Below are 23,580 nucleotides of genomic sequence, written 5' to 3' on the forward strand. Positions count from 1 at the left end.
GCATACGCTACCGCCGGATCGCGTGGGCGCCTTGGATGAATGGGAACGGGTGCCGAGTCCGATCTTGCTTGCTACCGTGCTGCATGAACCTGTTCGCCCGCTGGGGGGATTTCGCGTGCCGGTGGCGGTTCGGAGTCATCGGCGTGGTGGCCGCGGGCCTATTGGCTTTGGGCGCTTACGGTTCCGGACTCGAAGGGGAACTCAGCTCGGGCGGGTTGGATGATCCGTCCTCGGAGTCCGCGGTGGCCTCGCGGCTGGCCGATGCGGCCTTCGGGCGCAGTCACGATGTGGACGTGGTGGTGCTCTACACCGCACCCGAGGGCAAGACGGTCGACGACCCGGACCTCGGCCGCGCCATCGTCGGCAATCTAAACAGCCTGCCGCAGGAGTATCCCGGCGAGATCTCCGGCATCAACGGCGCGTACTGGCCGACCGAGACCGGGCGGGCCAGCGGTCCGGCGCTGGCGACGAAGAACCGGCAGCACGCCATTGCCGCCATCGCGCTGCGCGGTGACGACGACACCGCCATGATGCACAACTATCGGAAGGTCAAGGACGCCTTCGACGTTCCCGGCGTGAAGGTGCAGGTGGGCGGTCTGCAGGGCCTGGCGGGCGCGCTCAACGACACGGCCGCGGCCGATGTGCACCGCATGGAGCTGCTCGCACTGCCGGTGGTGGCGATCCTGCTGTTCTTCATCTTCGGCGGGGTGGTGGCGGCCGCGCTGCCGCTGATCCTCGGACTGCTCACCGTCGCGGGCGCGAACGGGATCATGCGCCTGGTCACCACCGTCACCGAGGTGAACTCCTTTGTCGGCCCGGTGGTTTCGATGATCGGCGTCGGCCTGGCCATCGACTACGGCCTGTTCATCGTGAGCCGGTTCCGCGAGGAGCTCGCCGACGGCTACGACACCGAGGCGGCGGTGCGGCGCTCGGTGATGACGGCGGGCCGCACGGTTGTGTTCTCCGCCACCATGATCGTCGTCAGTCTGGGTGGCATGCTGCTGTTCCCGCAGGGCTTCCTGAAGTCCATGGGCTACGGTGTGATCGCGACGGTGACCCTGGCCGCCCTGACCGCGGTCACCATCCTGCCCGCCGCCCTGGCGGTACTCGGCCCGCGCGTGGATGCGCTGGGCTTCAAGCGATTCCGCCGCACCAAGACCGCCGAGGAGATCGAGAGCGGCTTCTGGGGCCGCACCACCGACTGGGTCATGCGACATCCCGTGAAGATCGCGGTGCCCATTGTGCTCGGGCTGTTCCTGCTGATTCTGCCCATGCGCGGCATCGCCTTCGGCGGGTTCAGCGAGAAGTACCTGCCGCCGGACAACCCCGCTCGCCTGGCGCAGCAGCAGATCGACGTGCACTTCCCGCTGCGCAAATCCGATCCGGTGGAATTGATTCTGGTCTCCGGTAAGCCGAGCGATATCGGCCCGGCCTGGGATGCCGCCAATAAAGCGCCGGGTCTGGCCGGTAAGTTCGATCTGCCCATGCGGTCGGTGAGTCAGCCGGAGATCTACCGCGCCAAGGCTTTTCTCGCCGATTCCGGCAAGGCCGATGCCACCATCGAGTATCTGCGGTCCATCGACGTCCCCGACGGCATGACCCTGCTGGTGGGCGGCGTCCCCGCCATCCAGCACGACAGCATCGAGGCCCTGCTCACCCGGGTGCCCATGATGATCGCGCTGGTGCTGTTGCTGACCGGTCTGCTGATGTTCCTCACCTTCGGTTCGGTGATCCTGCCCATCAAGGCGGCCTTGATGAGCGCTCTGGGTCTGGGTTCCACCCTCGGCATCCTCACCTGGATATTCATCGACGGCCACGGCGCGACCATCCTGAACTTCACGCCGCAGCCCATCCAGTCCAATATCCTCGTGCTGATCATCGCGATCATCTACGGTCTGTCCACCGACTACGAGGTTTTCCTGTTGTCGCGCATGGTCGAAGCCCGCGCCCGCGGCGCCACCACCGAGGAGGCCATCCGCACCGGCACCGCCCACACCGGCCGCATCATCACCGCGGCGGCCCTCATCCTGCTCGTGGTCACCGGCGCGTTCGCATTCTCCGATCTGGTGATGATGCAGTACATCGCCTACGGCATGATCGCCGCGCTGTTCATCGACGCCACCATCCTGCGCATGCTGCTGGTGCCCGCCGTCATGAAACTGCTCGGTGACCGCGTGTGGTGGGCGCCCGCGTGGATGAAGCGCATTCAGCAACGGGTCGGCCTCGGCGAACCGGTGCTCGACGACGAACGCCCGGCACTGATTCGCACCGCCCCATGACAGCCGCCGCCCTGCTCGCCCCGCGGCTGTTGAAGCCGAAGGAGCCGCCGATTCCGCGATCCTGCTGCCAGTAGGTGTCCTGAACGGTGTCGAAGCCGGTGTATTCGGGTGTGCGGAAGTCGCTGTGGGGCACCGGGGGTGAGGTGCTGGTGCAGGTCACTGCTGGAGAGTCGGCTCGCGGTTCGACGGCGAGCAGGACGAATCATTCCTGACGGTACTCGATCAGCCGCACCTGCCAGGGCACGGCGGTCTGCGGGCGTTTCCAGCGTTGCAAGTCCAGAGTGAGGATCGGACAGTCGAGCAGTTTCGCCAGCGCCAGCGCGTGAGCGGCAGCGATGTCCTCAGGTTCGCGGATCCAGGCCTCCACCCTGGCGATGGCACTGATGTGGTCGAGCTCAGTGAGGTCGTCGAGTCGAATGTGGGGAACGCGTTCAACGACAGCGTTCAGGTATTCGGATTGCTCGTCGGACAACCCGGCCTGCGCCATCAACAGGGTGTTGACGGGCACGGCCATGCGGACGTTGCGAGCGTCCAAGCTGGCGATGAGGTTGGCGACATCGTCGTCGCCTTGCGCTAAAGCCCGCAGCAGGGTGTCGTCGAGAACGTAGCCGGTCATTTGGCCTCGTCAGTGGCGAGCTGTGCGAGCTGTGCGAGCTGTGCGAGTTCGTCGGCCATCCGGTTGGCGCGCGCGACAGAGTCGGAATTGGCAGCGGCTTCGGCAAAGCGCTGCTCCAGCAGAATTTTTCGCCGATCGCGACGCGCATCATCGTGAGCGAGGAGAGCGAGGATCGTGTCTTCTAGAGTGGAGCCCTCGGGGGTGCGCGCCCGCAACTTGTCACGGGTCGCGACGCTCGTTTGAATCGTTGTCTTCGCCATAGGGATACTATAGCAGCTATAGAAGGCCTATGGCGCTGCCGTGTGTCGGCGCGCCGCGGGCGGCCGGGTGCAATCACCTTTGGATCCCATGGCGCGTCAACCCGAGGTAGCAGCTGCCTCAGCCGCCGACGAGGCCGATGCTGCGGCCGATATCGGCGAGGGTGGCGTCGAAGAGCACATCGGGGTGCGAGACGTGGAGCGGATAGTTGCCGAAGACTTCCAGGGTCACGTGACCGTACAGGCGGGCCCAGAACTGGATCATCACGTAGCTGACGCCCAGATCCAGCTTCTCGGCGGGGAACTTCTGGCCCGAATCCGACAGCACGGCAAGTAGATCCGCTTGGAAGCGGATCAGGTCATCGCGGAGCTCGGCCGGAATGAGTTCGGTTGGCGGGGTGACGATCTCGTACTCGTTGAGCAGGCGTCCGGCCGCCTCCAGGAAGAGGCGCCCCACCGGCTCGCCGAATTGCCGCATGGCGCTGTCGATTCCGGCGGCCGCGGGCGAGGCGAACACCAGGGTGAACTCGCGCGCGTGGGTGAGCGCCCATTGCCGGAAACCCCGGCAGATGGCGAAGAACCGCACGCCCGCATCGTCGGGGATGCCGTTCAGCGTGGCGGCCATATCGCGGGCCAGATCGACGCACACATCGCTGCGCACGGCGGCGACCAGCGCCTCGCGCGATTCGTAGTACCGGTACAGCGCCGGGGCCGTGATCCCGAGCTCCCGGGCGATGGCGCGCAGGGTGATGGCATCGAGGCCCTGCTCCACCAGAAGGGACCGCGCGACGCGCCGGATGTCCGCATCGCTCACCGTGGGCATCCGGCCGCGTCGCTTGGTCTCTGTCATTCGTACTTCCGTTTACTCGTAAGCCACTTGCCAGCTCTTGATGCCATTGAGCCAGCCCGAACGGAGCCGGACCGGCTCGGAGATCTGGCGCAGGTTCGGCATGACATCGGCGATGGCATTGAACATGAGGTCGATCTCCAGGCGGGCGAGGTTGGCCCCCACACAGTAATGCGTTCCGGTGCCGCCGAAGCCCACATGCGGGTTCGGGTTGCGCAGCACATTGAACTGGTGCGGGTTCTCGAAGTGCCGCTCGTCGAAATTGGCTGCGCTGTAGAACATGCCGATGCGCTGGCCCTGCTTGATCTGCTGGCCGCCGAGCACGGTGTCGGACATGACGGTGCGCTGGAAGGCGATGACCGGGGTGGCCCAGCGCACGATCTCGTCGGGCGCGGTGCGCGGGCGCTGCTCGCGGTAGAGCTCCCACTGCTCCGGATTGTCGACGAAGGCCTTCATGCCGTGGGTGATGGCATTGCGGGTGGTCTCGTTCCCGGCGACCGCCAGAAGGATGACGAACCAGGCGAATTCGTCCGACGCGAGGGCTTCGCCGTCGACATCGGCATTGAGCAGGGTGGACATGATGTCCTCGGCGCCGCCCAGATCCACCGGGCACTTGCGCTTCTCCTCGGCGAGGTTCCAGGAGTAGCCCATGACCTCGGCGGTGGCGACCTTGTGATCACCGTCGAAGTCCGGATCGTCGTAGGAGATCATCTGATTGGTCCAGTCGAAGATCTTGCCGCGATCTTCCTGCGGGATGCCGATGAGCTCGGCAATGGCCTGCAGCGGCAGTTCGCAGGCGACATCCTTGACGAAGTCGCCGCTGCCGGTCTTCTTCGCCTCGTGCACGATTCGCTCGGCGCGGTCGCGCAGCGCATTGCGCAGGCTCTCCACGGCGCGCGGGGTGAAACCCTTGGAGATGATGCGGCGCAGCTTGGTGTGCCGGGGCGGATCCTGGTTCAGCAGCAGGAAGCGCTGCACCTCGATCTCTTCACGCAGGATGTCGCCGTAGAAGCGGATGACGGCGGTGTTCTCCTCCGAGGAGTACACCTCCGGTGTCTTGGAGATCTCCTTGATGTCTTCGAGCTGGGTGACGGCCCAGTAGCCGTCGTCCTTGAAGCCGCTGTCCTTCTGGGGGACCCAGTGGACGGGCGAGGTGCGGCGGAGTTCGGCGAACTCTTCGACGGGAAGGCGCTGCGAGAGCAGATCGGGATCGGTGAAATCGAAGCCCGACGGGATGGACGGCGCGGACACGGGTACCTCCTTTGGAACACGTTCCACTGGAGTGAACCACACCACACACCGCTTTGTGAACTGGTATTAGTAAATCCTGTTCACTTGATGCGTCAGTACGCGCCTTCGCCCCTGGTGACCGCCCCGATGGTCTTCGCGATCAGCAGCAGATCGAGCACCATGGACCAGTTCTCCACATACGAGAGGTCCAATCGCATGGCGTCGTCCGGTGTCAGATCCGAGCGCCCGCTCACCTGCCATAGGCCGGTGACGCCCGGCTTGACCAGCAGCCGCCGCCGCATGACCCCGTCGTAGGAATCCACCTCGCGCTGCACCTGCGGGCGCGGGCCGACAATGCTCATCTCGCCGCGCAGCACATTGAAGAACTGCGGCAGTTCGTCGAGGGAGTACTTGCGGATGATCCGGCCCACCGGGGTCACCCGTGGATCCTCGCGCAGTTTGAAGAACACCGGGTTCCCGCCATTGCCCGCGATGAGCGCATTGATGTGCGCGTCGGCATCGGCGTACATGCTGCGGAACTTGATCATCCGGAAGGGCTGCCCGTCGCGGCCGATGCGCTCGGAGCGGTAGAACACCGGCCCGCGGCTGTCCAGCTTCACCGCCAGCGCGATGGCGAGCAGCGTGGGGGCGGTGAGCAGCAGGGCCAGCAGGGCGAAGCCGAAGTCGAAGACCTCCTTGCGAATCGACTTCGCACGGTCGTACTGCGGTTTCTCCACGTGCAGCATGGGCATATCCGCCACGATGCGGTGGGTCAGGCGGGTACCGGAGATATCCACCAGCCCGGGCGTGACGATCAGTTCCACGCCCAGCGGATCCAGTTCCCAGGCCATGCGCCGGAAGTCGGCCGGGCCGAGATTGTCGGTCGCGGTGACCGCGACGGTGTCCGCCCCGGTGCGGCGCACCGCCGCGATGACCGAACGATCGCTCCCCACAATGGGAATCTCGCGCCCGCCCACCTCCAGCGAACGTTCGGCGACATCCCCTTCGTCCTCCCGCGTGCAGACGCCGACGACCTGATAACCGGATTCGGCATCGCGCGAGAAGGCCGCCACCATGGCGCGCGCCGCATCCGGGCTGCCGACCACCAGCATGGCCGTGCGGTATTCGCCGCGGGCCCGGCGCTTGGCGACGAAACTGCGCCAGATGCGCCGCTCCAGCATCAGCCCGATCATGCCGAGCGGGAGGGCAATGGCCAGATAGCCCCGGGCGGTATCCACCCGGAGCAGCAGCGACACTATGGCGACGCCGCCGAATAGTCGGAGCGAGGCCGAGACCACGCGGCGGTATTCCTCTGTGCCGCTGCCGATTACGCGCAGCGAGCGGGTGCCGGTGGCCGAGAGGGTGAGGCACCAGGCGAGCGCCAGCACCACCGAGACCATGGTGTAGCCGACCTCGACCGGGAAGGTCGAGGCGAGCGGCGGCGAGGCCGGTCCGCCGAAGCGGATGATCTGGGCCGCGGCAATGGCCAGGCATACGACCAGCACATCGCTCACGGCCAATCGGCGCGCGTAATCCCCCTGCCAGCGCTCCCTGTCGGAACGTGGCTCCGGCCGCGGCAACCGGCTCGCGCGCACAGTGCGGCCGGCGGAAACTTCGTAACTCATGAAACGAACGCACCTCCCCCACGGGAGAACTCGGTTCCGATCCCCACTGATCAGTTCCACAGAACGGGCTGATGCCGGCTCCCCAAGGGCTTTCAGGCTCATGACAACCGATGGGGCCACCGATCACTTCGGTGGCTAGGTGCCGAATGTTACACACCCGGCCTGACCGAAACAGCCAAATATGCGTAGCCCCAATGTTTCCGGGAAGTCGCGGGCAGCGTAACGACCGGTTTCCCGTTTCCACCCCCCTATTCCACCTATTCGCAAAATCGCAGGTCCGGCAGCACTGGACAGTCACCGTAACCAGCATGTAACCCTTATTGCGCATGACTCGTAAGTTTGCCAAGCGAACGCACGGTTCTGCGGGTCGCAGAAATTCACCCCCTGATCACCTTCGGATCCTTCCGAGACGGCCGGGGCGCAGGTCAAACCTGTTGTAACGTAAGGCCGGACCGATCCGACCACAGTGCAGCGACCTTCCGGTGGTTCGGGTCTCGGTGAAAGGTGGGGAAACTGCGTGCAATGCCGTCTATGTGAGTCCAGCAACCTGATAAGCATTCTCGATCTTGGTGCGACACCGCCCTGCGAGAAGTTTCTGACCGCGGCCGAACTGGACCTTCCGGAACAGACTTATCCCCTGCACCTGCGCTTGTGCGAGAACTGCCTGCTCTTGCAGATTCCGGCGCTGATCACGCCGGAAGAGACATTCACCGAATACGCCTACTTTTCGTCGTTCTCGGACAGCTGGGTCAACCATGCCAAGCTCTTCGTGGAGCAGGCAATCGAACGCCTCGCGCTGCGAGACTCGTCTTTCATGATCGAAGTCGCCAGCAATGACGGCTATCTGCTCCAGCACGCCGTGGCCGCCGAGATCGGCTGCCTGGGGATCGAGCCCTCGGTGAATGTCGGTGCGGCCGCGCGGGAGAAGGGCGTGCCCACCGTGACCGCCTTCCTGGACGAGACCCTCGCCGCCAGCGTCCGCGCCGAGCACGGCCCCGCGAATCTGGTGGTGGCCAATAATGTCTATGCCCATATACCGGATCTGCTGGGCTTCACCCGCTCGCTGCGCACCCTGCTCGCCGACGACGGCTGGCTCTCCATCGAGGTGCACCACGCGCTGAACCTGGTGGCGCTCGGCCAGTTCGACACCATCTACCACGAGCATTTCCAGTACTACACGGTGCTCTCGGCGCAGCGGGCCCTGGCCACCGCCGGTCTCACCGTGGTCGATGTGGAACTGCTCCAGACGCACGGCGGCTCGCTACGCCTGTGGGCCCGGCCCGATGCGGTGGCCGAGCCCGCCGCGCGCGTGGCGGAGGTCCTGCGCGTGGAGGCCGAGGCCGGTCTGCACGAGGTCGCCGGATATCTCGAACTGCGTCCCCGCGCCGAGCGCGTCCGCCAGGACCTGCTCCGATTCCTATTGGACGCCAAGGCTTCCGGCAAACGCGTGGCCGGATACGGCGCGCCCGGTAAGGGCAATACCCTGCTCAACTACTGCGGCATCCGCCCCGATCTGCTCGAGTACACCGTCGACCGCAATCCCTACAAGCACGGCCGATTCACCCCGGGCACCCGCATTCCCATCCACGCCCCCGAGCGGCTCACCGACGACGAGCCGGATGTGGTGGTCGTCCTGCCCTGGAATCTGGAGGCCGAGATCACCGCGCAACTGGCGCACGTCCTGGACCGCGGCGCCGCGCTGATCTACCCCCTCCCGACACTCCACAGTGCGGAAAGGCACGCGAAATGAAGGTCGTACTCTTCTGTGGCGGTTACGGAATGCGCATGCGCAACGGCACCGAGGACATGATCCCCAAGCCCATGCAGATGGTGGGCCCGCGCCCGCTCATCTGGCATGTCATGCGCTACTACGCGCACTTCGGGCACAAGGACTTCATCCTGTGCCTGGGATACGGCGCGGCGCATATCAAGAACTTCTTCCTGACCTATCAGGAGTCGGTCTCCAACGACTTCGTCATTCGCGGCGGCACGGTGGAGCTGCTGCAGTCCGATATCAGCGACTGGACCATCACCTTCGTCGACACCGGCGTGGAATCGCCCATCGGGGAACGGCTGCGCCGCGTGCGCGAGCATCTGGCGGGCGAGCAGTTCTTCCTGGCCAATTACGCCGACGTCCTCACCGATGCCCCGCTGGACCGGATGATCAGCGACTTCCAGGGTTCAGGCGCCGCGGCGTCGATGATGATCGTGCCGCCGCAATCCTCGTTCCACTGCGTGGATGTGACCGACACCGGCGAGGTCAAGAACATCACCCCGGTCGCGCGCCTGCCCATCTGGGAGAACGGCGGCTACTTCGTGCTCACCCAGGAGGTCTTCGACCTGCTGCCGCCGGGTGGCGATCTGGTGGAGGACGCCTGCGGCGCGCTCGCCGCCCAGGGTCGCCTGTTCGGCTATCAGCACCACGGCTTCTGGAAACCGGCCGACACCTTCAAAGAACGCGCCGAACTGGATTCCGGCTATCAGCGCGGTGAGCGCCCCTGGATGGTATGGGAGCAGTCCAGGCCATGATCCGTTTCCACACCGGCGCGATTCGGGAGATCGCACTGCTCGCCGCACACTGCGACGATCTGGCCATCGGCCTGGGCGGCACCCTGCTGACCCTGGCCGAAGCCGTTCCCGGCGTGCGCATCCGGGCGCTGGTGCTCAGTGGCGCCGGGACCGAGCGGGCCCGGGAGGAGCAGGACGCGCTGGCGTCGTTCTGCCCGGACGCGGATCTGGATCTGCGCATTCTGGATGTGCCCGACGGGTACGCGCCCGCGCACTGGGAGCGGGTCAAGGATGCGGTGGCGGCGCTGCGGCGCGGCAGCAATGCCGAGGCCGTATTCGCCCCGCAGCGCGGCGACGCCCATCAGGATCACCGCTTGCTGGCCGAGCTGGCGCCCACCGAGTTCCGCGATCACCTGCTGCTCGGATACGAAATCCTCAAGTGGGAGAACGACACTCCGCAGCCCTCGGTCTTCCATCCGCTGCCCGAGGGGGTCGCCGAGCGGAAGGCCGCGCTGCTGCTGAAGCACTATCCCTCGCAACGTCATCGGGACTGGTTCGACGAGCAGTCCTTCCTGGCGCTCACCCGGCTGCGCGGCGTGCAGTGCCGGGCGCCGCACGCGGAGGCGTTCCTGCTCGACAAGGCCACCATTACTTTCGGAGGTGCATGATCATGCGTGTTCTGGTCACCGGTCACCAGGGCTACCTGGGCACGGTCATGGTGCCCGAGCTACAGGCCGCCGGGCACGAGGTCATCGGTTTGGACACCGGCTATTTCGCCGACTGCGTACTCGGCGACGCCCCGCCCGCCCCACCCGCGCTCGCGGTGGATCTGCGCGATGTGACCGTCGATCAGCTATCCGGATTCGATGCCGTGGTGCACCTGGCCGCGCTGTCCAATGATCCGCTGGGCGCGCTGGCGCCTCAGATCACCTACGACATCAATCATCACGCGTCGGTGCGGCTGGCCCAGCTGGCCAAACAGGCGGGGGTGCGGCGTTTCCTGTACGCCTCCACCTGCTCGGTCTACGGCGCCGCGGGCGACGGGCTGGTCACCGAGGACGCACCGCTGCGCCCGCTCACCCCGTACGCCGAATCCAAGGTGCGCGTCGAGGACGATGTGGCCGCCATCGCCGATGCCGGGTTCGCCCCGGTGTTCCTGCGCAATGCCACCGCTTTCGGCTTCTCGCCGCGGCTGCGCGCAGATATCGTGCTCAACAATCTGGTCGGCTACGCGGTGCTCACCGGCGAGGTGAAGGTCCTCTCCGACGGCACGCCCTGGCGGCCGCTGGTGCACGCGCGAGATATCGCCGCCGCCTTCGACGCCTGCCTGACCGCGCCCATCGACGCCATCCACTGCCGCGCCTACAACGTGGGCGCCGAGGCCAATAACCTCACGGTGGCCGAGATCGCGCGGGCGGTCGTGGATGCCGTACCCGGGTCCACCCTGCGCATCACCGGCGAGAGCGGCGCCGACCCGCGCTCCTATCGGGTCGACTTCGGTTACGCCCGTAAGGAATTGGGTTTCGAGGCGGGCTGGAGCATTCCGGACGGCGCGGCGGAGCTGTACCGCGAGTACACCGCGCGCGGGCTCACCGCCGAGGCGTTCTTCCAGCGCTTCACCCGGCTGGCGCACCTGACGGCGCTCAAGGAATCCGGCGTCCTCGACGACGAGCTGCGCCGGATCAGGATCGGGGCCTGAGGTGCCGGTCGAGGAGCTCGCGCCAGGAGCCCGCGTGTGCATCCCGGTCGGAGACCACGGTCACCGGCTGCGGCCAGGCGATGGCCAGTTCCGGATCGTCGTAGGCGACGCCGATGTCCTCGGTGGGATCGTGCGGCCGGGCGATGCGGTAGCAGACGTCGGCCACCGGGCTCAGCGCCTGGAAGCCGTGCAGGAAGCCCGGCGGCACGTAGAGATGCCGGAAGTCGTTGTCGTCCAGCAGGAATGCCTGCTGCCGCCCGAAGGTCGGCGAATCCGGGCGGATATCGACCAGCACGTCGTGCACCGCGCCGTGCGCGCAGCGCACCAGTTTGGCCTCACCGCGCCCCAGCCGCCCGTGCATACCGCGCACCACGCCCCGGTAGGACCGCGACTGCGAATCCTGCAGGAAGCTCGCGGCCAGGCCCGGGGTGTCGAGGAAGGCGTCGAACTCCTCGGCGTCGAAGGTCCGGGTGAACAGGCCCCGGCCGTCCCGGAAGGGCTGCGGGGTCAGCACCAGCACGTCGGCCAGCGTGGTGGGTTCGATGCGCACCAGGTCATGGTGCCATGAGGGCGCCGGTGGCGCGCGGATGTCGCGCATGTGGCGCGCACACCCTGCACCGGGTGCGCGATCTCGGCAAAATGCCTGCGGCAGACGACTTTCCGGCCATCGGCACGGTCGCCGACACCCTGCATCCGCTGGCCATGGACCTGTGCGGGAGCTGCGAGCTGGCGCAGCTGGCCGAGGACGACACCGTGACCGCCGAACCCCGCGGCGTGGAGCCGCAGGCCCTGCGCGATCAGGCCGCCGACGCCTTGCGCCGGGTGGCCGCGGCGGGGTGGCTGCCCGGGCGCACCGTGCGGGAATTCGGCAGTCCGCACGGCGGCAGCTGGCTGCCGCTGCTCGCCGAGCGCGGCTTCACCGAGACCGCCGAGGACACCGCGCCCGCCGATGTCGTGATCGATTGTTTCGGCATCATGCACGAGCCCGATCAGCGCGCCGCCTTCGCGGCGCGCGCGGCCGCCACCGCGGCCGGGGGCGTGCTGTTGCTCCAGTTCCATTCGCTGCACGCCATTGTCCGCCAGGGGCAATGGAATGCGTTGCGGCACGGCCATTTCGCTTACTACTCGCTGGCTGCCCTGCGCGGCCTGCTCGAGGACTGCGGAATGCACCTCGCGACGGCGTGGGAGTTCGATCTGTACGGCGGAACCGTTCTCGTCGCCGTGGTCCATCCCCCGATCACGCCGGATGCGGCGATCGCCCGCATCCTCGCCGCCGAATCCGCGGTCGTACACCCGGAAACGGTGGGGCGGCTGCAACGCGCCGCCGATCACCAAGCGCGCGCCCTGCGTTCCTGGCTCGACCGCGAAAACGCCTCGGGCCGCAGTGTTTACGCCTACGGAGCCGCCTCCCGGGCGGTCGCGCTGTTCCACCTGACGGGCGTGGACTCCACCGTCCTGACCGCCGTCGCCGATGCTTCCCCCGCCAAACAGGGCCGCCGCATGCCGGGCACCGATGTTCCGATCATCAGCCCGACGGAACTGGTTGCCGCACAACCTGATCGGGTGCTGCTCACGCTGCCCGATCTATTGCCCGAAGTGCGGTCGCGGTGGCCCCGGTTGGAGGGGAGGTGGATTGTGGATCCTCCCGAAGGTCCTTGACTGTCAATGTCATTGATGGCCGATCGGCCTAGAATAATCAACTGTTGGTAGGGGAATTCTTGTACGCGTAGTCATTACGCGACGCAATACCTGATGAGGGAATGGGGACATCATGAAGCGTTCGCAGTACATCCGTACCCGCGCCACCGCGCGCACCATGGCCGTCACGGCGGCCCTCACCGTCGGCCTAGCCTTGGGCGCCAGCCCCGCCGGGGCGGGCATCGACAGCTCCAACTCCATTGTGGACCGGCAGAACCGCACGGTGGAGGCGATCCAATCCGATACGCGCATCAACTTCGTGGCGCCGCTGGACGGCAATCCCTTGACCCGCGAATGGTTCCATGACGGCCGCGCCTCGAACCAGGTGTCCGGCGCGGACTGCAAGAAGTGGTCGGGCCAGATCACCCTGGGCTATCAGGTCGGCTATCCCGCCACCTTGGACGGCAAGATCCGTTTCCAGTGGTGGAGTCCCAGTCTCGGCCTCGAGCTCGACGACACCCCCAGTGTCAATCTGGGCCAGCTCATCCCGCAGGTCGGCGTGGAGCTGTCGGTCGGCTTCGGCCCGGGCATCCAGACCGTCGAGGCCGCCAGCGGCGATATCTCGGGTTGTGAGGGCTTCATTCAGATGTCCGGCTTCCACGGCACGGTCAGCGGCGTGATCGGGCAGGTCACCATTCGCCCGTGGGTCGCCGTGGTGAGCGACGGCGGCGACACCGTCGTGACCTACGGTCCGCTCTGGACCATTTAGCGCAGGAGTTCCGGGCGGCGGAGGACAGTGGCCGTCGCCCGGATGCGGACCCGCTCGGCGGCCGCGCGCGCCAGCCGTAAATCGCCGCCCAGGACCGAACCCCGGCCGACGAACTGCGGATACTCCGAGCCGAGCCGGTGATGGAAGCGCAGCATCTCGGTCAGCTTGCTGACCGTGGAGGTGTTGCTGCACAGGTTGAAACTCGAATTACGCCAGGCGGCAAGCACTTCCGGCATACCGAAGAAGTCGCCGAAGGCGCACACCCGGGCGAACAGGTACACGTCCATCGGGAAGACCAGATCCCCGCGGAAGCCGCCCACCCGGTCGAAATCCGCCCGCCGGAACACCGCCGCCGCGGTCGGCCCGAAATCGGCGGGACCGCGCCGCACAATGGTGCGCATGAGCGTGCGCGCATCCTGACGGCCCAGCAGATCCGGCAGCCCGAGCCCGGTCTCCTCGACCTCGCCCGCCTCGTCGATGACCTCGAATTTGGCCGAGCAGATCGCGATCCCGTTGTCCCCCATGACCTCGAGCTGTTTCCCCAGCGCACCGGGCACGAGGATATCGTCGCTGCACACCACCTTCACCAGGCGCCCGCTGGACAGGAATACCGCCTTGTTCCAGTTCTCCCCGATCGGCAGCGTCGCCTCGTTGCGATGCACCCGCACCCGCGGATCGTCGAAGGATTTGGCGATGGTCCCGGTCTCGTCGGCGCTGGCATTGTCGAGGACCAGCACCTCGCACTCGGTGTCCTGCGCCAGAATCGAGCGCAGCGTGGTTTCGAGCGTGCGTGCCGAATTGTAGGCCGGTACGCACACCGACAAGTTGGTCATGGTTCCCCCTGCGGGTCAGTCGGCAGCGGCGGGCACGAGCCGGAACACCCGTTCCAGACCCGCGCGGTCGGCGTCGATCTGCTCGACTGCCTTCTGCTGCAGCGTATCCCGCAGTTCCGGCGCCGACGCCCATAATTCCCGAACCGCGCGTGTCAGTTCGGACTCCAGGTTGTCGACGTCGCAGTGCACGATCCGCAATCCGGCGCCGAACATGTCGGCCAGCCCATAGAACTTGTCGTCGTAGTACTGCGAGGCTGTTACAGCGACGGCCGGAATACCTTGGGAGAGCGCGAATACCGCCAGGTGATAGGCGCTGGTGACGAGCACCCGACAGCGCGAGACCTGGCGGGCGACCTCCTCCGCACTGCCCGCCCGGCCGATGACCGGCCGCACCCGCGGCGCGCCCGCCATCAGCGGCAGGGTGAAGGTGCGGTCCTCGGAGTCGTACTCGGAAATAATGAGCGGCGCCAGCGCCACCTCGAACTCCTCGGCCCGTGCCCGCACCACCGCGCCCAGGGTGTCGCGCGCCGAATCGCTGACCTTCGAATAGTCCGCGATGCGCAGGCACACACCCAGATCCCCGCCGATCTCCGGACGCCGCATGCGATAGGAGAATTCGACGGCGTCGTCACCGGTGACCACCACCGACTCCGCCGGTACGCCGAGTTCGGCCAGCAGTTTGGGCCCGCGCACGCCCTCGCGCAGCGCGATGAGGCCGACGCCGGGCAGCACCTCGGCCGCGCGGCGCAGCAGTTCCGGATTCCGCATGGGCCCGAGCCCCTGCCCGAGCATGACGGTCGGAATCCCGAGCCGTTGCGCCTTGTCGAGCAGGTTGAGCGTGCGATGCGCCTGGTACAGATCGACATCGGTCATATATCCGCCGCCCTGTGCGATCACCAGCGAGGCGGTCTCGACCGCCCGCGGCGGGGGCGGCAGCGGCGGCATACCGGAGGGCTCCGGTTCCCGTTCGCCGCTGAGCAGGGTGCGCACCTGTTGCCGCGCACCGCGCAGATGATGTTTGGGCACCTCGGTCGCGGCCCGCCACTGCACTGCCGCGGGGCCCACGAATTTCGTTCCGACCAGGGCGTCGACCTGTCCGGCCATACCGCTTCTGCCCCAGTACCCGCCCGCGGCCGCGAAGACCGGCTCCGCCTCGGGCAGGACGGCCCGCAGCACCCGTGGCTGATCGGTGAGCATGCCGATACGCGCGGCCGACCAGCGTTCGCGCAGCCGTTGCACGGTCATCACCATCATGGCGATATCCCCGCGATTGCGTAACCAGTACTCGCCGTTGTCGACGAGTATCCGGTACCCGGCACCATCCCCCGCGCCAGATGTCCCCAACTCGAGATTCCTTCCGGAACCCGGCCACGCCGGTAGTCCAATGCCGAGCACGAATCCGAAACGAATCTATCGCAGATCATCGAGGTGCGCACAGCGCAGCATCGACAACCTCGTCGAGATCGATATTACGGGAGCGCGCGCCGAGGATATCGGGAATCTGGTTCATGCCGACCGTGACCGAACGCTCCGTGGTCGCTCCGCCGTAGACGAAGGTGCCGTGCATGGTGCCGCCGTGGCCCCAGGCCTCGAGTCCGCAGGACGTGGTCCAGCGGAACAGGCCCAGCCCGAATTCCTCCGAGCGCCGCGCATCGCCGCTGGGCACGGTGGCCTGCATCTCCGCGAGTTGCGCCGGGGCGAGGACGCGCCCGGACAGCAAGGCCATGAAGAAGCGGTTCAGATCCGCACCGCTGGACACCATGGCCCCGTCGGGCAGGCCCCAGCCGGGATCGATATCCGTGATATCGACTCGCGCGCAATTGAATTCGTGATATGCCCGCGCATGCGGGACGCGCAGCACCTGTTCGGCCGGATACAGCGGCCAGTAGGTGTTGTGCAGTTCCAGGGGTATGAGTATCCGCCGGGTCACCTCGATGCCCACCGCCATCCCGGTCACCCGCGTGATCACCTGCCCCGCAAGCAGATAGTTGGTGTTGGAGTACTGTGCCTTCTCCCCCGGCGCGAACTCGGCGGTCTTGGCCATGCCGATCTCGATCATCTCCTCGATCGACCGCCCGGCCCGCAGCGCCTCCACCGATTCCAGATCCAGGCCGTTCAGGTAGTCGGGAATACCGCTGGTGTGCTGCAACAGGTTTCGCACCGTCACGACATTCCCGTCACCCCCCGGCCCGTGCACCGCGCCGGGTATGTACCGATCCACCGGTGCGTCCAGTTCGACACGCCCTTCGGCCACCAGTTGCAGTACCACCGCGGCCACAAAGGACTTGGTATTGCTGGCTATGCGCATCTGCGCGTGCTCCGGGAATGGCGCTCCGGTACCGAGATCACCTGCCCCACTGGTGATATGCGTATCCACGCCGCCCTCGGTGAGCACCAGTTGCGCGCCCGGCACATCGACCCCGGAGACGATGGAATCCAGCCCGGTGCGCAGCGTGTCCGGCACCGCGGGCTGCGCGACGGCGCTCCCGCCACCGGTCAGCAGCACGACCGCCGCGGCGGCGATTCCCAGAGCAATCCGCATGCGTCCTCCAGCACCGGGACCGGTCGGCGCACCGGCCACCGGGTCATACGGGCGATGTTCCGAAAGGGTTCGAACCCAGGGTAATTCGGTGTCAGCTCGGGAAGAGCGGGCTGGTGAACTTGCTGCACAGCCAGCGGCCGTCGACGTAATCCATGGCCATGGTGATGTTCTCGGTCTCGGTGGTGTCCGCTTTGCCCTGGGTTTGGTTCAGGACGGTGACGACGGCGGCGAGTTCGTAGTGGGTGCCGTCGCCGGAGGTGACGGTGCACTGGGCGCCGGTGCCGCGGCTCTTCTCCGCATCGGATTCGACCAGCAGGCGGACGGCGGGAAGGATGGTCTGGGCCTGGGTCTTCCAGCCGCCGGTCGCGCCCGCCAGCACCTTCTCCTGCCAGGCGTCGCCATTGGCGTAGTCGTAGGTGGACATGAGCAGGGCGTGGTCGCAGGCCGCCCGGATGGCGGCGTCGCGCGAAGGGTCGGTGGCGGAAATGGTCGTGCCGCCGCCCAGATCGGCCGCGCCCCATGTAATGTGCAGCGCGCCGGTGCCGAATCCCACGCCGATGGCCAGAGCGAGGACGAAGACGGCTGCCGCGGCGGCCATGAGTCGATTCCGGCCGCGGCGACGCGGTGGAGCCATCGGACTGTGCCGTGCCGGTGGCGGTGCGCCCGGATGTGTCGGCGGGCGGCCGGGCTGGGTCGTGGCATAGCCCACCTGCGTGGTCGCGCTGGTGTGCCGGTCGGTCGGCGCGCCCGGCGGGGCGTAGTGCGCCGGTGCCGCCAGAGCCTGGGCGGCCGCGGCGGCGAATTCGCCGCAACTGCGGTAGCGGTGTTCGCGGTTCTTGGCCAGGGCGCGCTCGATGACCTGGTCGAAGGCCATGGGCACCTACGGATTCCGCTGGCTGGGCCGTGGAATCGGGCCGTTGAGATGGCCGTTCACCAGCTGTGCGGTGCTGCCGCCCTGATAGGGCAGCTCACCGGTGAGCATGTGGAAGAACGTGCAGCCCAGCGCATACACATCGGCGCGGGGATCCACATCGGCGCGCAGCTCGAACTGTTCCGGGGAGGCGTATTGGAAGCTGGCGTACATCTCACCGGTGCGGGTCATGCCGCTGGTCTGGTCGAGCGCCTTGGCGATCCCGAAGTCCGCCAGGAAAACCCGTTGTTCCGGGCCCCACTCCAGCAGGATATTGGCCGGTTTCACATCCCGGTGCAGGACGCCCGACCGGTGGGCGTGATCCAGCGCCTTGGCCGTCTCCCCCAGAATGCGTACCGCGTGGTCGGGCCGCAGCGCGCCCTCGCTCAGCACGGCCGCCACATCGGTGCCCTCGACGTATTGCATGGCCATCCACAGCCGGTCCGCCTCGCGCCCGCGCGCGTACACGGCCACGATATTCGGATGTCCCAGCCGCGCCGCGGTATCGGCCTCGCGCAGGAACCGTTCCCGCACCTCGGGCTCCCCCGCCAGGGCGGGACTGAGCAGCTTCAATGCCACCGGGCGCGGCAGACCCCGATCCCGGGCCAGATACACCTCGCCCATACCGCCGACGCCGAGCAGCCGTTCGATGCGATAGCCCGCGAATGTCTGCCCCTGCGCGAGAGTCCTCGCCACGACCCCACTACCTCCGAGTACTACATGCTGCCGATCACGGTAACGCACAATCGAAGGGACAGCGGTCCGCTGGACCGAGGCGCATATGGGGGTTTGTCATGCCGCGCATGTCACTGCGGACGCATCGATCGGTTGTCCTGTTCCTGCTCACTCCGGTGGTGATCGCCGCGGGCTGTGCCGTCCCGGGTACGCCGGTGGCCGGTGAGGCCGATGTGCGGGGGCTGGACGTGGGCACCTACGAGGTGGACCGGCATGCCTACGACCAGGATTCGCTCGGGGCGGGCGCGCTGCTGGAAGGCATACAAATGTCCGAGGCGCTGCCCACGGGACCCACCATCGACAGTTCGCTCATTGTTGGCCGGGGCGGCTATGTGGTCATGGACGCCAAGGCCGCCGAGGAGAATTACCTCGCCTACGGTTCCGCGGCCGTGCTCAGCCGCCACCAGATGATCACCGCGTACGGTATGGACACCGCCGATGCCGACGATCCGCCCGACGAGCCGTCGCCGACCACCACCACGATCAGCGATCTGCTCATGCGCTTCGACACCGAGGCCACCGCGAAACTGGCGGCCTGCGAACTGGAGGACGTCGACTTCTCCTTCGCCGCCGATCAGAACAAGCGGCTCAACCTCGCCGAGTTCCCGGACGCCTACATTCACTGGCGGCCCTCGATCGCCAGTATCGGGGTCTTCGTGGCGCACAAGGAATTCGTCGTCTCGCTCTACATCCAGCGCCCGAGCGCCGACTCCGCCGACCTGCTGAACTGGGTGCGCAAATCCCTGACCGCGCAAGTGGCGAGGCTGGATTCCTTCGCCGCGACCCCGCAGGACAAGCTCGACGGACTGAAGGTCGATCCGGACAATATGCTCGCCCGCATGGTCGCGGCCGACCGCGGCGACCGCACCCCCGATGCGAACACCTTCGCCGTCTACGGTCCCTCCAGCTATATCCACAATGCCTACGAGCAGGCCTTCGCCACCCGCCAGCTCACCGACGCCGGAGTGGATCGCATTGCGGTGCTGGATGATTCGTACCTGCACCGCGCCCGTGACACCGCGGCCGCCACCGGACTGCTCGAGGGTTTCGTCGGCGAACTCCCGTCGGAGTACAACGGCATTCCCGCCCCGAAGTCGGTGCCGGGCGCGAAGTGCTTCCTCTACAGCGGCACCGACACGATCGAATCGTCCTACCGCTGTTACGTCACCTACAAGCGCTATCTCGCCGTCATTCGCAGCGATACCGAGACGGATGTGCTGCAGAAGGCAGCCGCCCAGTACGCCCTGCTCGCCAATAGTCTCTGAACCGAGGTCCCGCCATGTCGCGCAGGTCGTTCCGGAGCACCCACCGTCTCGCCGGGTGCCTGCTGGCCGCCGCGCTCACGGGTGTGGCGGGCTGCGCGGTACCGGGCTCCCCGGTGGCGAGAGAAACCGATGTGCGGTCTCTGGATGCCGGCGCGTACGCGGTGGATCGCCAAACCTACGAACAGGATTCGCACGGCGAGGGCGCGCTGCTGGAGGGCATGCGCATGTCCGAGGCGGTGGCGACCGGCCCGCGCATCGATGCCACGCTGTCGGTGGGCCAGGGCGCGCGGGTGATCACCGAGGCGACGGAGGCCGAAGCGGGTTTTCTCGCGGTCGGCTCCGCGGACGTGCTGACCCGCCACGAGTTCGTCGTCGGCTATGCCGCGGGCAGCTCCGACACCTTGGCGCGGTCCGATGAAACCCCTTCCGCCACGGCGGTCGTCGATTTCGTCATCCGGTTTCCCTCCGAGGCCGCGGCCAAGGTGGCGGCCCGCGATCTCGAGGATGTCGACTTCGCCTACGCCCCCGACCAGAACCAGCGGCTGAGCCTCGCCGAATTCCCGGACGCCTACATCCACTGGCGGCCGTCCGTCGCCACCATCGGGGCGTTCCTGCCCTACGGCCCGTTCGTCGTCTCGCTCTTCATCCAGCGGCCCCGCGCGGACTCCGCCGACCTGCTGGAGTGGGTGCGCAAGACGCTCGACGCCCAGCGCGCGCTACTGGACGCCTTCCGGCCGACTGCCACCGGCGAACTCGACTCCCTGCTCGTGGATCCCGATAACCTGCTGGCCCGGGTGGTCACCGCGCAGCGCGCCTTCCGCCGCCCGGATCCGGATACCTTCGCCGTCTACGGGCCGTCGCGTTTCGTGCACCAGATGCTGGATTCGGCATCGACCGAACGGCTGCTCACCGAGGCGGGCACGGATCGGTTCGCCGTTGTCGACAGCGCCTGGATTCTGCGCGCCCGCGATGCGAGTGGTGCGACGGCGCTGGTCAACGGGATTTCCGCCAGTATCGGAACGGGTTTCGACGCCATCGACGGACCCGTGGGGGTGCCGGGTGCGAAATGCTATGCGCGCAATTCGCGTGGTGATCCCACCAATGCGGCCTACCGCTGCTACGTCTCGTACAAACGCTATGCCGCCTTCGTGGACAGCGAGGACGAGACGGATGTGCGGCAGCGGGCAGCGGCGCAATATGCCCTGCTCGCCAATAGTCTGTGACGCTGCTGGACGGTCGGTTCGTTGCGGATCGATTGCCCGCCTGGCCGAGCCGTTTGACATAGACTTGCGCTGCAATGGTGTTCGGGCCGTGCAACGGCCCGGGTGGGCGATGGACCCTGGGGGTGAGGGTTGTTGAGTGTGCCGTTCCGCGTGCATATGACGGGGTCCGAGTGGTTCGATGCGGCACCGGGCGGGCTCAATCGGTATTTCACCGATCTGTATTTCGCGCTGTCCGGAATTCCCGAAATCGACGTTACGGCAAGCGCTTTCGGAAACGCACCGGTCGGTGCGCGATCCTGGGGCGCGATCGGCGGCAGCACGGCGCGGCGGGTGCGAACCGCCTTCGCCGACCGGCCCCCGCTGCCGCGCGGGACCGTGGTGGATCGACATTTCTGCCTGTACGGGCCCGCCGCGGTAGGAAATCCGCTGGTCGTGCACTTTCACGGGCCGTGGGCGGCGGAGAGCCGGATGGCCGGGGAAGGCGCCGCGGCGGTGCGGGCCAAGTATCTGATCGAACGAATCCGGTACGCCCGCGCCGATCGGTTCGTCGTGCTCTCCCAGCGCTTCCGGCAGTTGCTCATCGATGACTACGGGGTTCCCGAGCGCCGGATCCGGATCATTCCGCCCGGTGTGGATCTCGACCGCTTTCCCGCCACCGAACCGGCCGCCGACTCCGGGACGGTGCTGTGCGTGCGCCGCCTCGAACGGCGCATGGGCATCGATGTGCTGATCCGGGCGTGGCCGGGGGTGCGCGGCACGCATCCGGAGGCGCGCCTGGTCATTGTCGGAACCGGCACCGCCGAATCGGAATTGCGGGCGCTGGCCGCCGGGGACGACTCCATCACCTTCACCGGTCCCGTCACCGACGACCGGCTCATCGAGTTGTATACGCGGGCCGATCTCACCGTCGTGCCGTCCCTCGCGCTCGAAGGTTTCGGCCTGATCGCCCTCGAATCCCTCGCCGCCGGGCGACCGCCCATTGTCGCGGACTGCGGCGGCCTGCCCGATTCGGTGCGGCGACTGGACCCCACCCTCGTCGTGCCGCCCGGTGATCCCGAAGCCCTGGCCGCCCGGCTGTGCACCGCCTTGTCGGGCGTGCGCCCGGACGCGAAACAGTGCCGGGCCCATGCCGAGACGTTCTCCTGGGCCGCCGCCGCCCGGCGGCACCTGGACCTCTATGCGGAGCTGGTCGGGCCATGACCACGCTCAAAGCCGTATTCCTCGCGCACACCGCGGCCCCCTCCCGCGCCGAACTCGCCACGCTGCGCATGGTGGCGGCCATGCCCGCCGGACAGACCGCCGTCGTCTACACCGAGGACGGGCCCATGCTGTCCCGCATGGCCGAGCGCGGCATCGAGACCCGGCTCGTGCGCAATGATTTCGACTCCCGCGCGATGACCATCGAGAAGGCCGGAGTGCGCACCCTGCTCGCCGGAGCCACCGGCCTGCTGAAACTGGGCTGGGCACTCGGCGCGACGATGCGCGAACTGGAGGCGACGGTGGTGATCGCGAGCAGCTCCAAAGCGCTGCTCATGGGCGCGGTGGCGGCACGGCGGGCACGGGTGCCGCTGGTCTGGCATGTGCACGACCGGATCTCGGCCGACTATTTCGGGCCGCGGCTGGCGCTGGTCATCCGGCTGCTCGGCTGGGTGGCGGCGCGCGGATATATCGCCAACAGCCGCGGCACGCTGGCCTCGCTGTGGACCTGGCGCACCCCGGCCGTGGTCGCCTATCCGGGCGTCGAATTCCCCGCCGACGACGACCGATCCGGGGAACCGGCCGAACAGCGGCCCGCCGCGGAGACCGTCATCGTGGTGGTCGGGCGCCTGGCGCCGTGGAAGGGCCAGGACCATTTCCTGCGCGCCCTGGCCGATGTCCGCGTGCTGCCGCGCGATGTGTACCTGGTGGGCGGCACCTTCTTCGACGAGGAAAGCTACCGGGCCGAACTCGAGGTGCACGCCACCGCGCTGGATCTGCCGGTCACCTTCACCGGCCACGTCGAGGATCCGGAACCCTATCTGCGGCACGCGGACATCCTCGTGCACTGCTCGGTGCTGCCCGAACCGTTCGGGCAGGTGGTCGTCGAGGGCATGCGCGCCGGGTGCGCCGTCATCGCCACCCGGCCGGGCGGCCCGGAGGAGATCGTCGAGCCCGGTCTCAACGGCCTGCTGGTGGACGCGGGCGACCGCGCACAGCTCACGCACGCCCTGAACACCCTCATTACCGATCAGGAGTTGCGCACCAAACTCGCCGATGCGGCCCGCGTGCGCGCCCGCGACTTCGATGTGGCCGAAACCGCCCGCACCGTCACGGACTTCCTCACGCGACAATCCGGAAAACAGTGCCGCCGTGGATGACCCGACCGAGCCGCTACCCATTGTCGATCCGCCGACCATGCCATTGCGGACGCTGGGGCGGCTGCGGCAGCGCCGCCAGATGCGGCAGGGCATCGCTCCGGCGGATCCGCGGGGCTTCGAACACGATTACTCCACGCGCGATTCCGGCCCCATGGTCCGGTCCGGCAATGCCCGCGACGCACCCGGTCCGCAACCCACCGGGTGGATGTTCGCGGCCGATGCCGGACCGCCGCCCGCATCGGCGCGG

General features: G+C 67.4%; 22 protein-coding genes. 11 read left to right on the forward strand and 11 right to left on the reverse strand.

The features are described 5' to 3' along the window. Positions 1-89 precede the first annotated feature (89 nt). On the forward strand, positions 90-2,279 hold the full coding sequence (locus NC4_RS23635) for an MMPL family transporter (protein ID WP_067542641.1): 2,190 nt from the start codon (positions 90-92) through the stop codon (positions 2,277-2,279). 202 nt (positions 2,280-2,481) lie between these two features. Here the strand turns inward: NC4_RS23635 and NC4_RS23640 are convergent, their stop codons facing one another. The 5 genes from NC4_RS23640 to NC4_RS23660 form a co-directional block, all read right to left on the reverse strand. Beyond that, complete coding sequence (locus tag NC4_RS23640; protein ID WP_067542070.1) at positions 2,482-2,895, reverse strand: hypothetical protein; 414 nt, start codon at positions 2,893-2,895, stop codon at positions 2,482-2,484. Next, positions 2,892-3,155, reverse strand: a complete 264-nt coding sequence (locus NC4_RS23645; RefSeq protein ID WP_067542073.1) for a hypothetical protein — start codon at positions 3,153-3,155, stop codon at positions 2,892-2,894. Before NC4_RS23645 ends, NC4_RS23640 begins: the two co-directional genes overlap by 4 nt. A 118-nt stretch (positions 3,156-3,273) precedes the next feature. Further along, complete coding sequence (locus NC4_RS23650) at positions 3,274-4,002, reverse strand: TetR/AcrR family transcriptional regulator (RefSeq protein ID WP_067542076.1); 729 nt, start codon at positions 4,000-4,002, stop codon at positions 3,274-3,276. Between the two features lie 12 nt (positions 4,003-4,014). Further along, positions 4,015-5,250, reverse strand: a complete 1,236-nt coding sequence (locus NC4_RS23655; protein WP_067542079.1) for a cytochrome P450 — start codon at positions 5,248-5,250, stop codon at positions 4,015-4,017. Positions 5,251-5,342: 92 nt separating this feature from the next. Beyond that, on the reverse strand, positions 5,343-6,854 hold the full coding sequence (locus NC4_RS23660; RefSeq protein WP_067542082.1) for a sugar transferase: 1,512 nt from the start codon (positions 6,852-6,854) through the stop codon (positions 5,343-5,345). Positions 6,855-7,371: 517 nt separating this feature from the next. Between NC4_RS23660 and NC4_RS23665 the strand changes: the two genes are divergently transcribed. The 4 genes from NC4_RS23665 to NC4_RS23680 are packed head-to-tail and all read left to right on the forward strand — an operon-like array spanning position 7,372 to position 11,061. After that, positions 7,372-8,604 (forward strand): class I SAM-dependent methyltransferase, encoded by a 1,233-nt coding sequence (locus tag NC4_RS23665; protein WP_067542085.1) that lies wholly within the window; start codon positions 7,372-7,374, stop codon positions 8,602-8,604. Continuing rightward, on the forward strand, positions 8,601-9,383 hold the full coding sequence (locus NC4_RS23670; RefSeq protein ID WP_067542088.1) for a glycosyltransferase family protein: 783 nt from the start codon (positions 8,601-8,603) through the stop codon (positions 9,381-9,383). Before NC4_RS23665 ends, NC4_RS23670 begins: the two co-directional genes overlap by 4 nt. After that, positions 9,362-10,030, forward strand: coding sequence for a PIG-L deacetylase family protein (locus NC4_RS23675; protein WP_157555149.1), 669 nt, complete (start codon positions 9,362-9,364; stop codon positions 10,028-10,030). The genes NC4_RS23670 and NC4_RS23675 overlap by 22 nt, the downstream gene beginning before the upstream one ends. Before the next feature lie 2 nt (positions 10,031-10,032). Beyond that, positions 10,033-11,061, forward strand: coding sequence for an NAD-dependent epimerase/dehydratase family protein (locus NC4_RS23680; RefSeq protein ID WP_067542644.1), 1,029 nt, complete (start codon positions 10,033-10,035; stop codon positions 11,059-11,061). On the opposite strand, the gene rfbC is transcribed toward NC4_RS23680, so the two are convergent. Further along, positions 11,045-11,611, reverse strand: coding sequence for a dTDP-4-dehydrorhamnose 3,5-epimerase (gene rfbC, locus NC4_RS23685; RefSeq protein WP_067542650.1), 567 nt, complete (start codon positions 11,609-11,611; stop codon positions 11,045-11,047). The two genes, NC4_RS23680 and rfbC, sit on opposite strands and share 17 nt — an antisense overlap. Before the next feature lie 14 nt (positions 11,612-11,625). Here rfbC and NC4_RS23690 point away from each other — a divergent pair, with 14 nt between their 5' ends. Together NC4_RS23690 and NC4_RS23695 are read left to right on the forward strand one after the other, a co-directional pair. Then, the gene (locus NC4_RS23690; RefSeq protein ID WP_067542090.1) at positions 11,626-12,720 is read left to right on the forward strand and encodes a transferase; all 1,095 of its coding nucleotides are present in this window, start codon (positions 11,626-11,628) and stop codon (positions 12,718-12,720) included. 112 nt (positions 12,721-12,832) lie between these two features. After that, complete coding sequence (locus NC4_RS23695; protein ID WP_084529710.1) at positions 12,833-13,468, forward strand: MspA family porin; 636 nt, start codon at positions 12,833-12,835, stop codon at positions 13,466-13,468. On the opposite strand, the gene NC4_RS23700 is transcribed toward NC4_RS23695, so the two are convergent. From NC4_RS23700 to NC4_RS41770, 5 genes are all read right to left on the reverse strand, one after another. Next, entirely contained in the window at positions 13,465-14,301 is an 837-nt protein-coding gene (locus tag NC4_RS23700; protein WP_067542093.1) for a glycosyltransferase family 2 protein, read from the reverse strand. The genes NC4_RS23695 and NC4_RS23700 overlap by 4 nt on opposite strands. Positions 14,302-14,316: 15 nt before the next feature. Then, positions 14,317-15,645, reverse strand: a complete 1,329-nt coding sequence (locus NC4_RS23705; RefSeq protein ID WP_067542656.1) for a polysaccharide pyruvyl transferase family protein — start codon at positions 15,643-15,645, stop codon at positions 14,317-14,319. 76 nt (positions 15,646-15,721) lie between these two features. Next, the gene (locus NC4_RS23710) at positions 15,722-16,843 is read right to left on the reverse strand and encodes a serine hydrolase domain-containing protein (RefSeq protein ID WP_067542096.1); all 1,122 of its coding nucleotides are present in this window, start codon (positions 16,841-16,843) and stop codon (positions 15,722-15,724) included. A 91-nt stretch (positions 16,844-16,934) separates the two neighbouring features. Beyond that, the gene (locus NC4_RS43090; protein ID WP_067542100.1) at positions 16,935-17,717 is read right to left on the reverse strand and encodes a serine/threonine-protein kinase; all 783 of its coding nucleotides are present in this window, start codon (positions 17,715-17,717) and stop codon (positions 16,935-16,937) included. Positions 17,718-17,723: 6 nt separating this feature from the next. Beyond that, entirely contained in the window at positions 17,724-18,449 is a 726-nt protein-coding gene (locus NC4_RS41770) for a serine/threonine-protein kinase (protein WP_067542103.1), read from the reverse strand. 107 nt (positions 18,450-18,556) lie between these two features. Between NC4_RS41770 and NC4_RS23725 the strand changes: the two genes are divergently transcribed. From NC4_RS23725 to NC4_RS23740, 4 genes are all read left to right on the forward strand, one after another. After that, positions 18,557-19,753, forward strand: coding sequence for a DUF7373 family lipoprotein (locus NC4_RS23725; protein WP_067542659.1), 1,197 nt, complete (start codon positions 18,557-18,559; stop codon positions 19,751-19,753). Positions 19,754-19,767: 14 nt separating this feature from the next. Beyond that, entirely contained in the window at positions 19,768-20,976 is a 1,209-nt protein-coding gene (locus NC4_RS23730; protein WP_067542106.1) for a DUF7373 family lipoprotein, read from the forward strand. Between the two features lie 156 nt (positions 20,977-21,132). Then, entirely contained in the window at positions 21,133-22,176 is a 1,044-nt protein-coding gene (locus NC4_RS23735; protein ID WP_067542109.1) for a glycosyltransferase family 4 protein, read from the forward strand. After that, on the forward strand, positions 22,173-23,333 hold the full coding sequence (locus NC4_RS23740; protein WP_067542112.1) for a glycosyltransferase family 4 protein: 1,161 nt from the start codon (positions 22,173-22,175) through the stop codon (positions 23,331-23,333). Before NC4_RS23735 ends, NC4_RS23740 begins: the two co-directional genes overlap by 4 nt. Positions 23,334-23,580 lie beyond the last annotated feature (247 nt).

The sequence above is a fragment of the Nocardia crassostreae genome, assembly GCF_001613405.1.
GTDB classification, from domain to species: Bacteria; Actinomycetota; Actinomycetes; order Mycobacteriales; family Mycobacteriaceae; genus Nocardia; species Nocardia crassostreae.

Coding starts and splice junctions, on each gene's coding strand:
- NC4_RS23710 (WP_067542096.1), bottom strand. CDS start 16,843: ATGCGGATTGCTCTGGGAATCGCCGCCGCGGCGGTCGTGCTGCTGACC.
- NC4_RS23675 (WP_157555149.1), top strand. CDS start 9,362: ATGGGAGCAGTCCAGGCCATGATCCGTTTCCACACCGGCGCGATTCGG.
- NC4_RS23695 (WP_084529710.1), top strand. CDS start 12,833: ATGAAGCGTTCGCAGTACATCCGTACCCGCGCCACCGCGCGCACCATG.
- NC4_RS43090 (WP_067542100.1), bottom strand. CDS start 17,717: ATGGCCTTCGACCAGGTCATCGAGCGCGCCCTGGCCAAGAACCGCGAA.
- NC4_RS23660 (WP_067542082.1), bottom strand. CDS start 6,854: ATGAGTTACGAAGTTTCCGCCGGCCGCACTGTGCGCGCGAGCCGGTTG.
- NC4_RS23645 (WP_067542073.1), bottom strand. CDS start 3,155: ATGGCGAAGACAACGATTCAAACGAGCGTCGCGACCCGTGACAAGTTG.
- NC4_RS23640 (WP_067542070.1), bottom strand. CDS start 2,895: ATGACCGGCTACGTTCTCGACGACACCCTGCTGCGGGCTTTAGCGCAA.
- NC4_RS23680 (WP_067542644.1), top strand. CDS start 10,033: ATGCGTGTTCTGGTCACCGGTCACCAGGGCTACCTGGGCACGGTCATG.
- NC4_RS23670 (WP_067542088.1), top strand. CDS start 8,601: ATGAAGGTCGTACTCTTCTGTGGCGGTTACGGAATGCGCATGCGCAAC.
- NC4_RS23735 (WP_067542109.1), top strand. CDS start 21,133: ATGACGGGGTCCGAGTGGTTCGATGCGGCACCGGGCGGGCTCAATCGG.
- NC4_RS23650 (WP_067542076.1), bottom strand. CDS start 4,002: ATGACAGAGACCAAGCGACGCGGCCGGATGCCCACGGTGAGCGATGCG.
- NC4_RS23725 (WP_067542659.1), top strand. CDS start 18,557: ATGTCACTGCGGACGCATCGATCGGTTGTCCTGTTCCTGCTCACTCCG.
- NC4_RS23730 (WP_067542106.1), top strand. CDS start 19,768: ATGTCGCGCAGGTCGTTCCGGAGCACCCACCGTCTCGCCGGGTGCCTG.
- NC4_RS23690 (WP_067542090.1), top strand. CDS start 11,626: ATGAGGGCGCCGGTGGCGCGCGGATGTCGCGCATGTGGCGCGCACACC.
- NC4_RS23700 (WP_067542093.1), bottom strand. CDS start 14,301: ATGACCAACTTGTCGGTGTGCGTACCGGCCTACAATTCGGCACGCACG.
- NC4_RS23740 (WP_067542112.1), top strand. CDS start 22,173: ATGACCACGCTCAAAGCCGTATTCCTCGCGCACACCGCGGCCCCCTCC.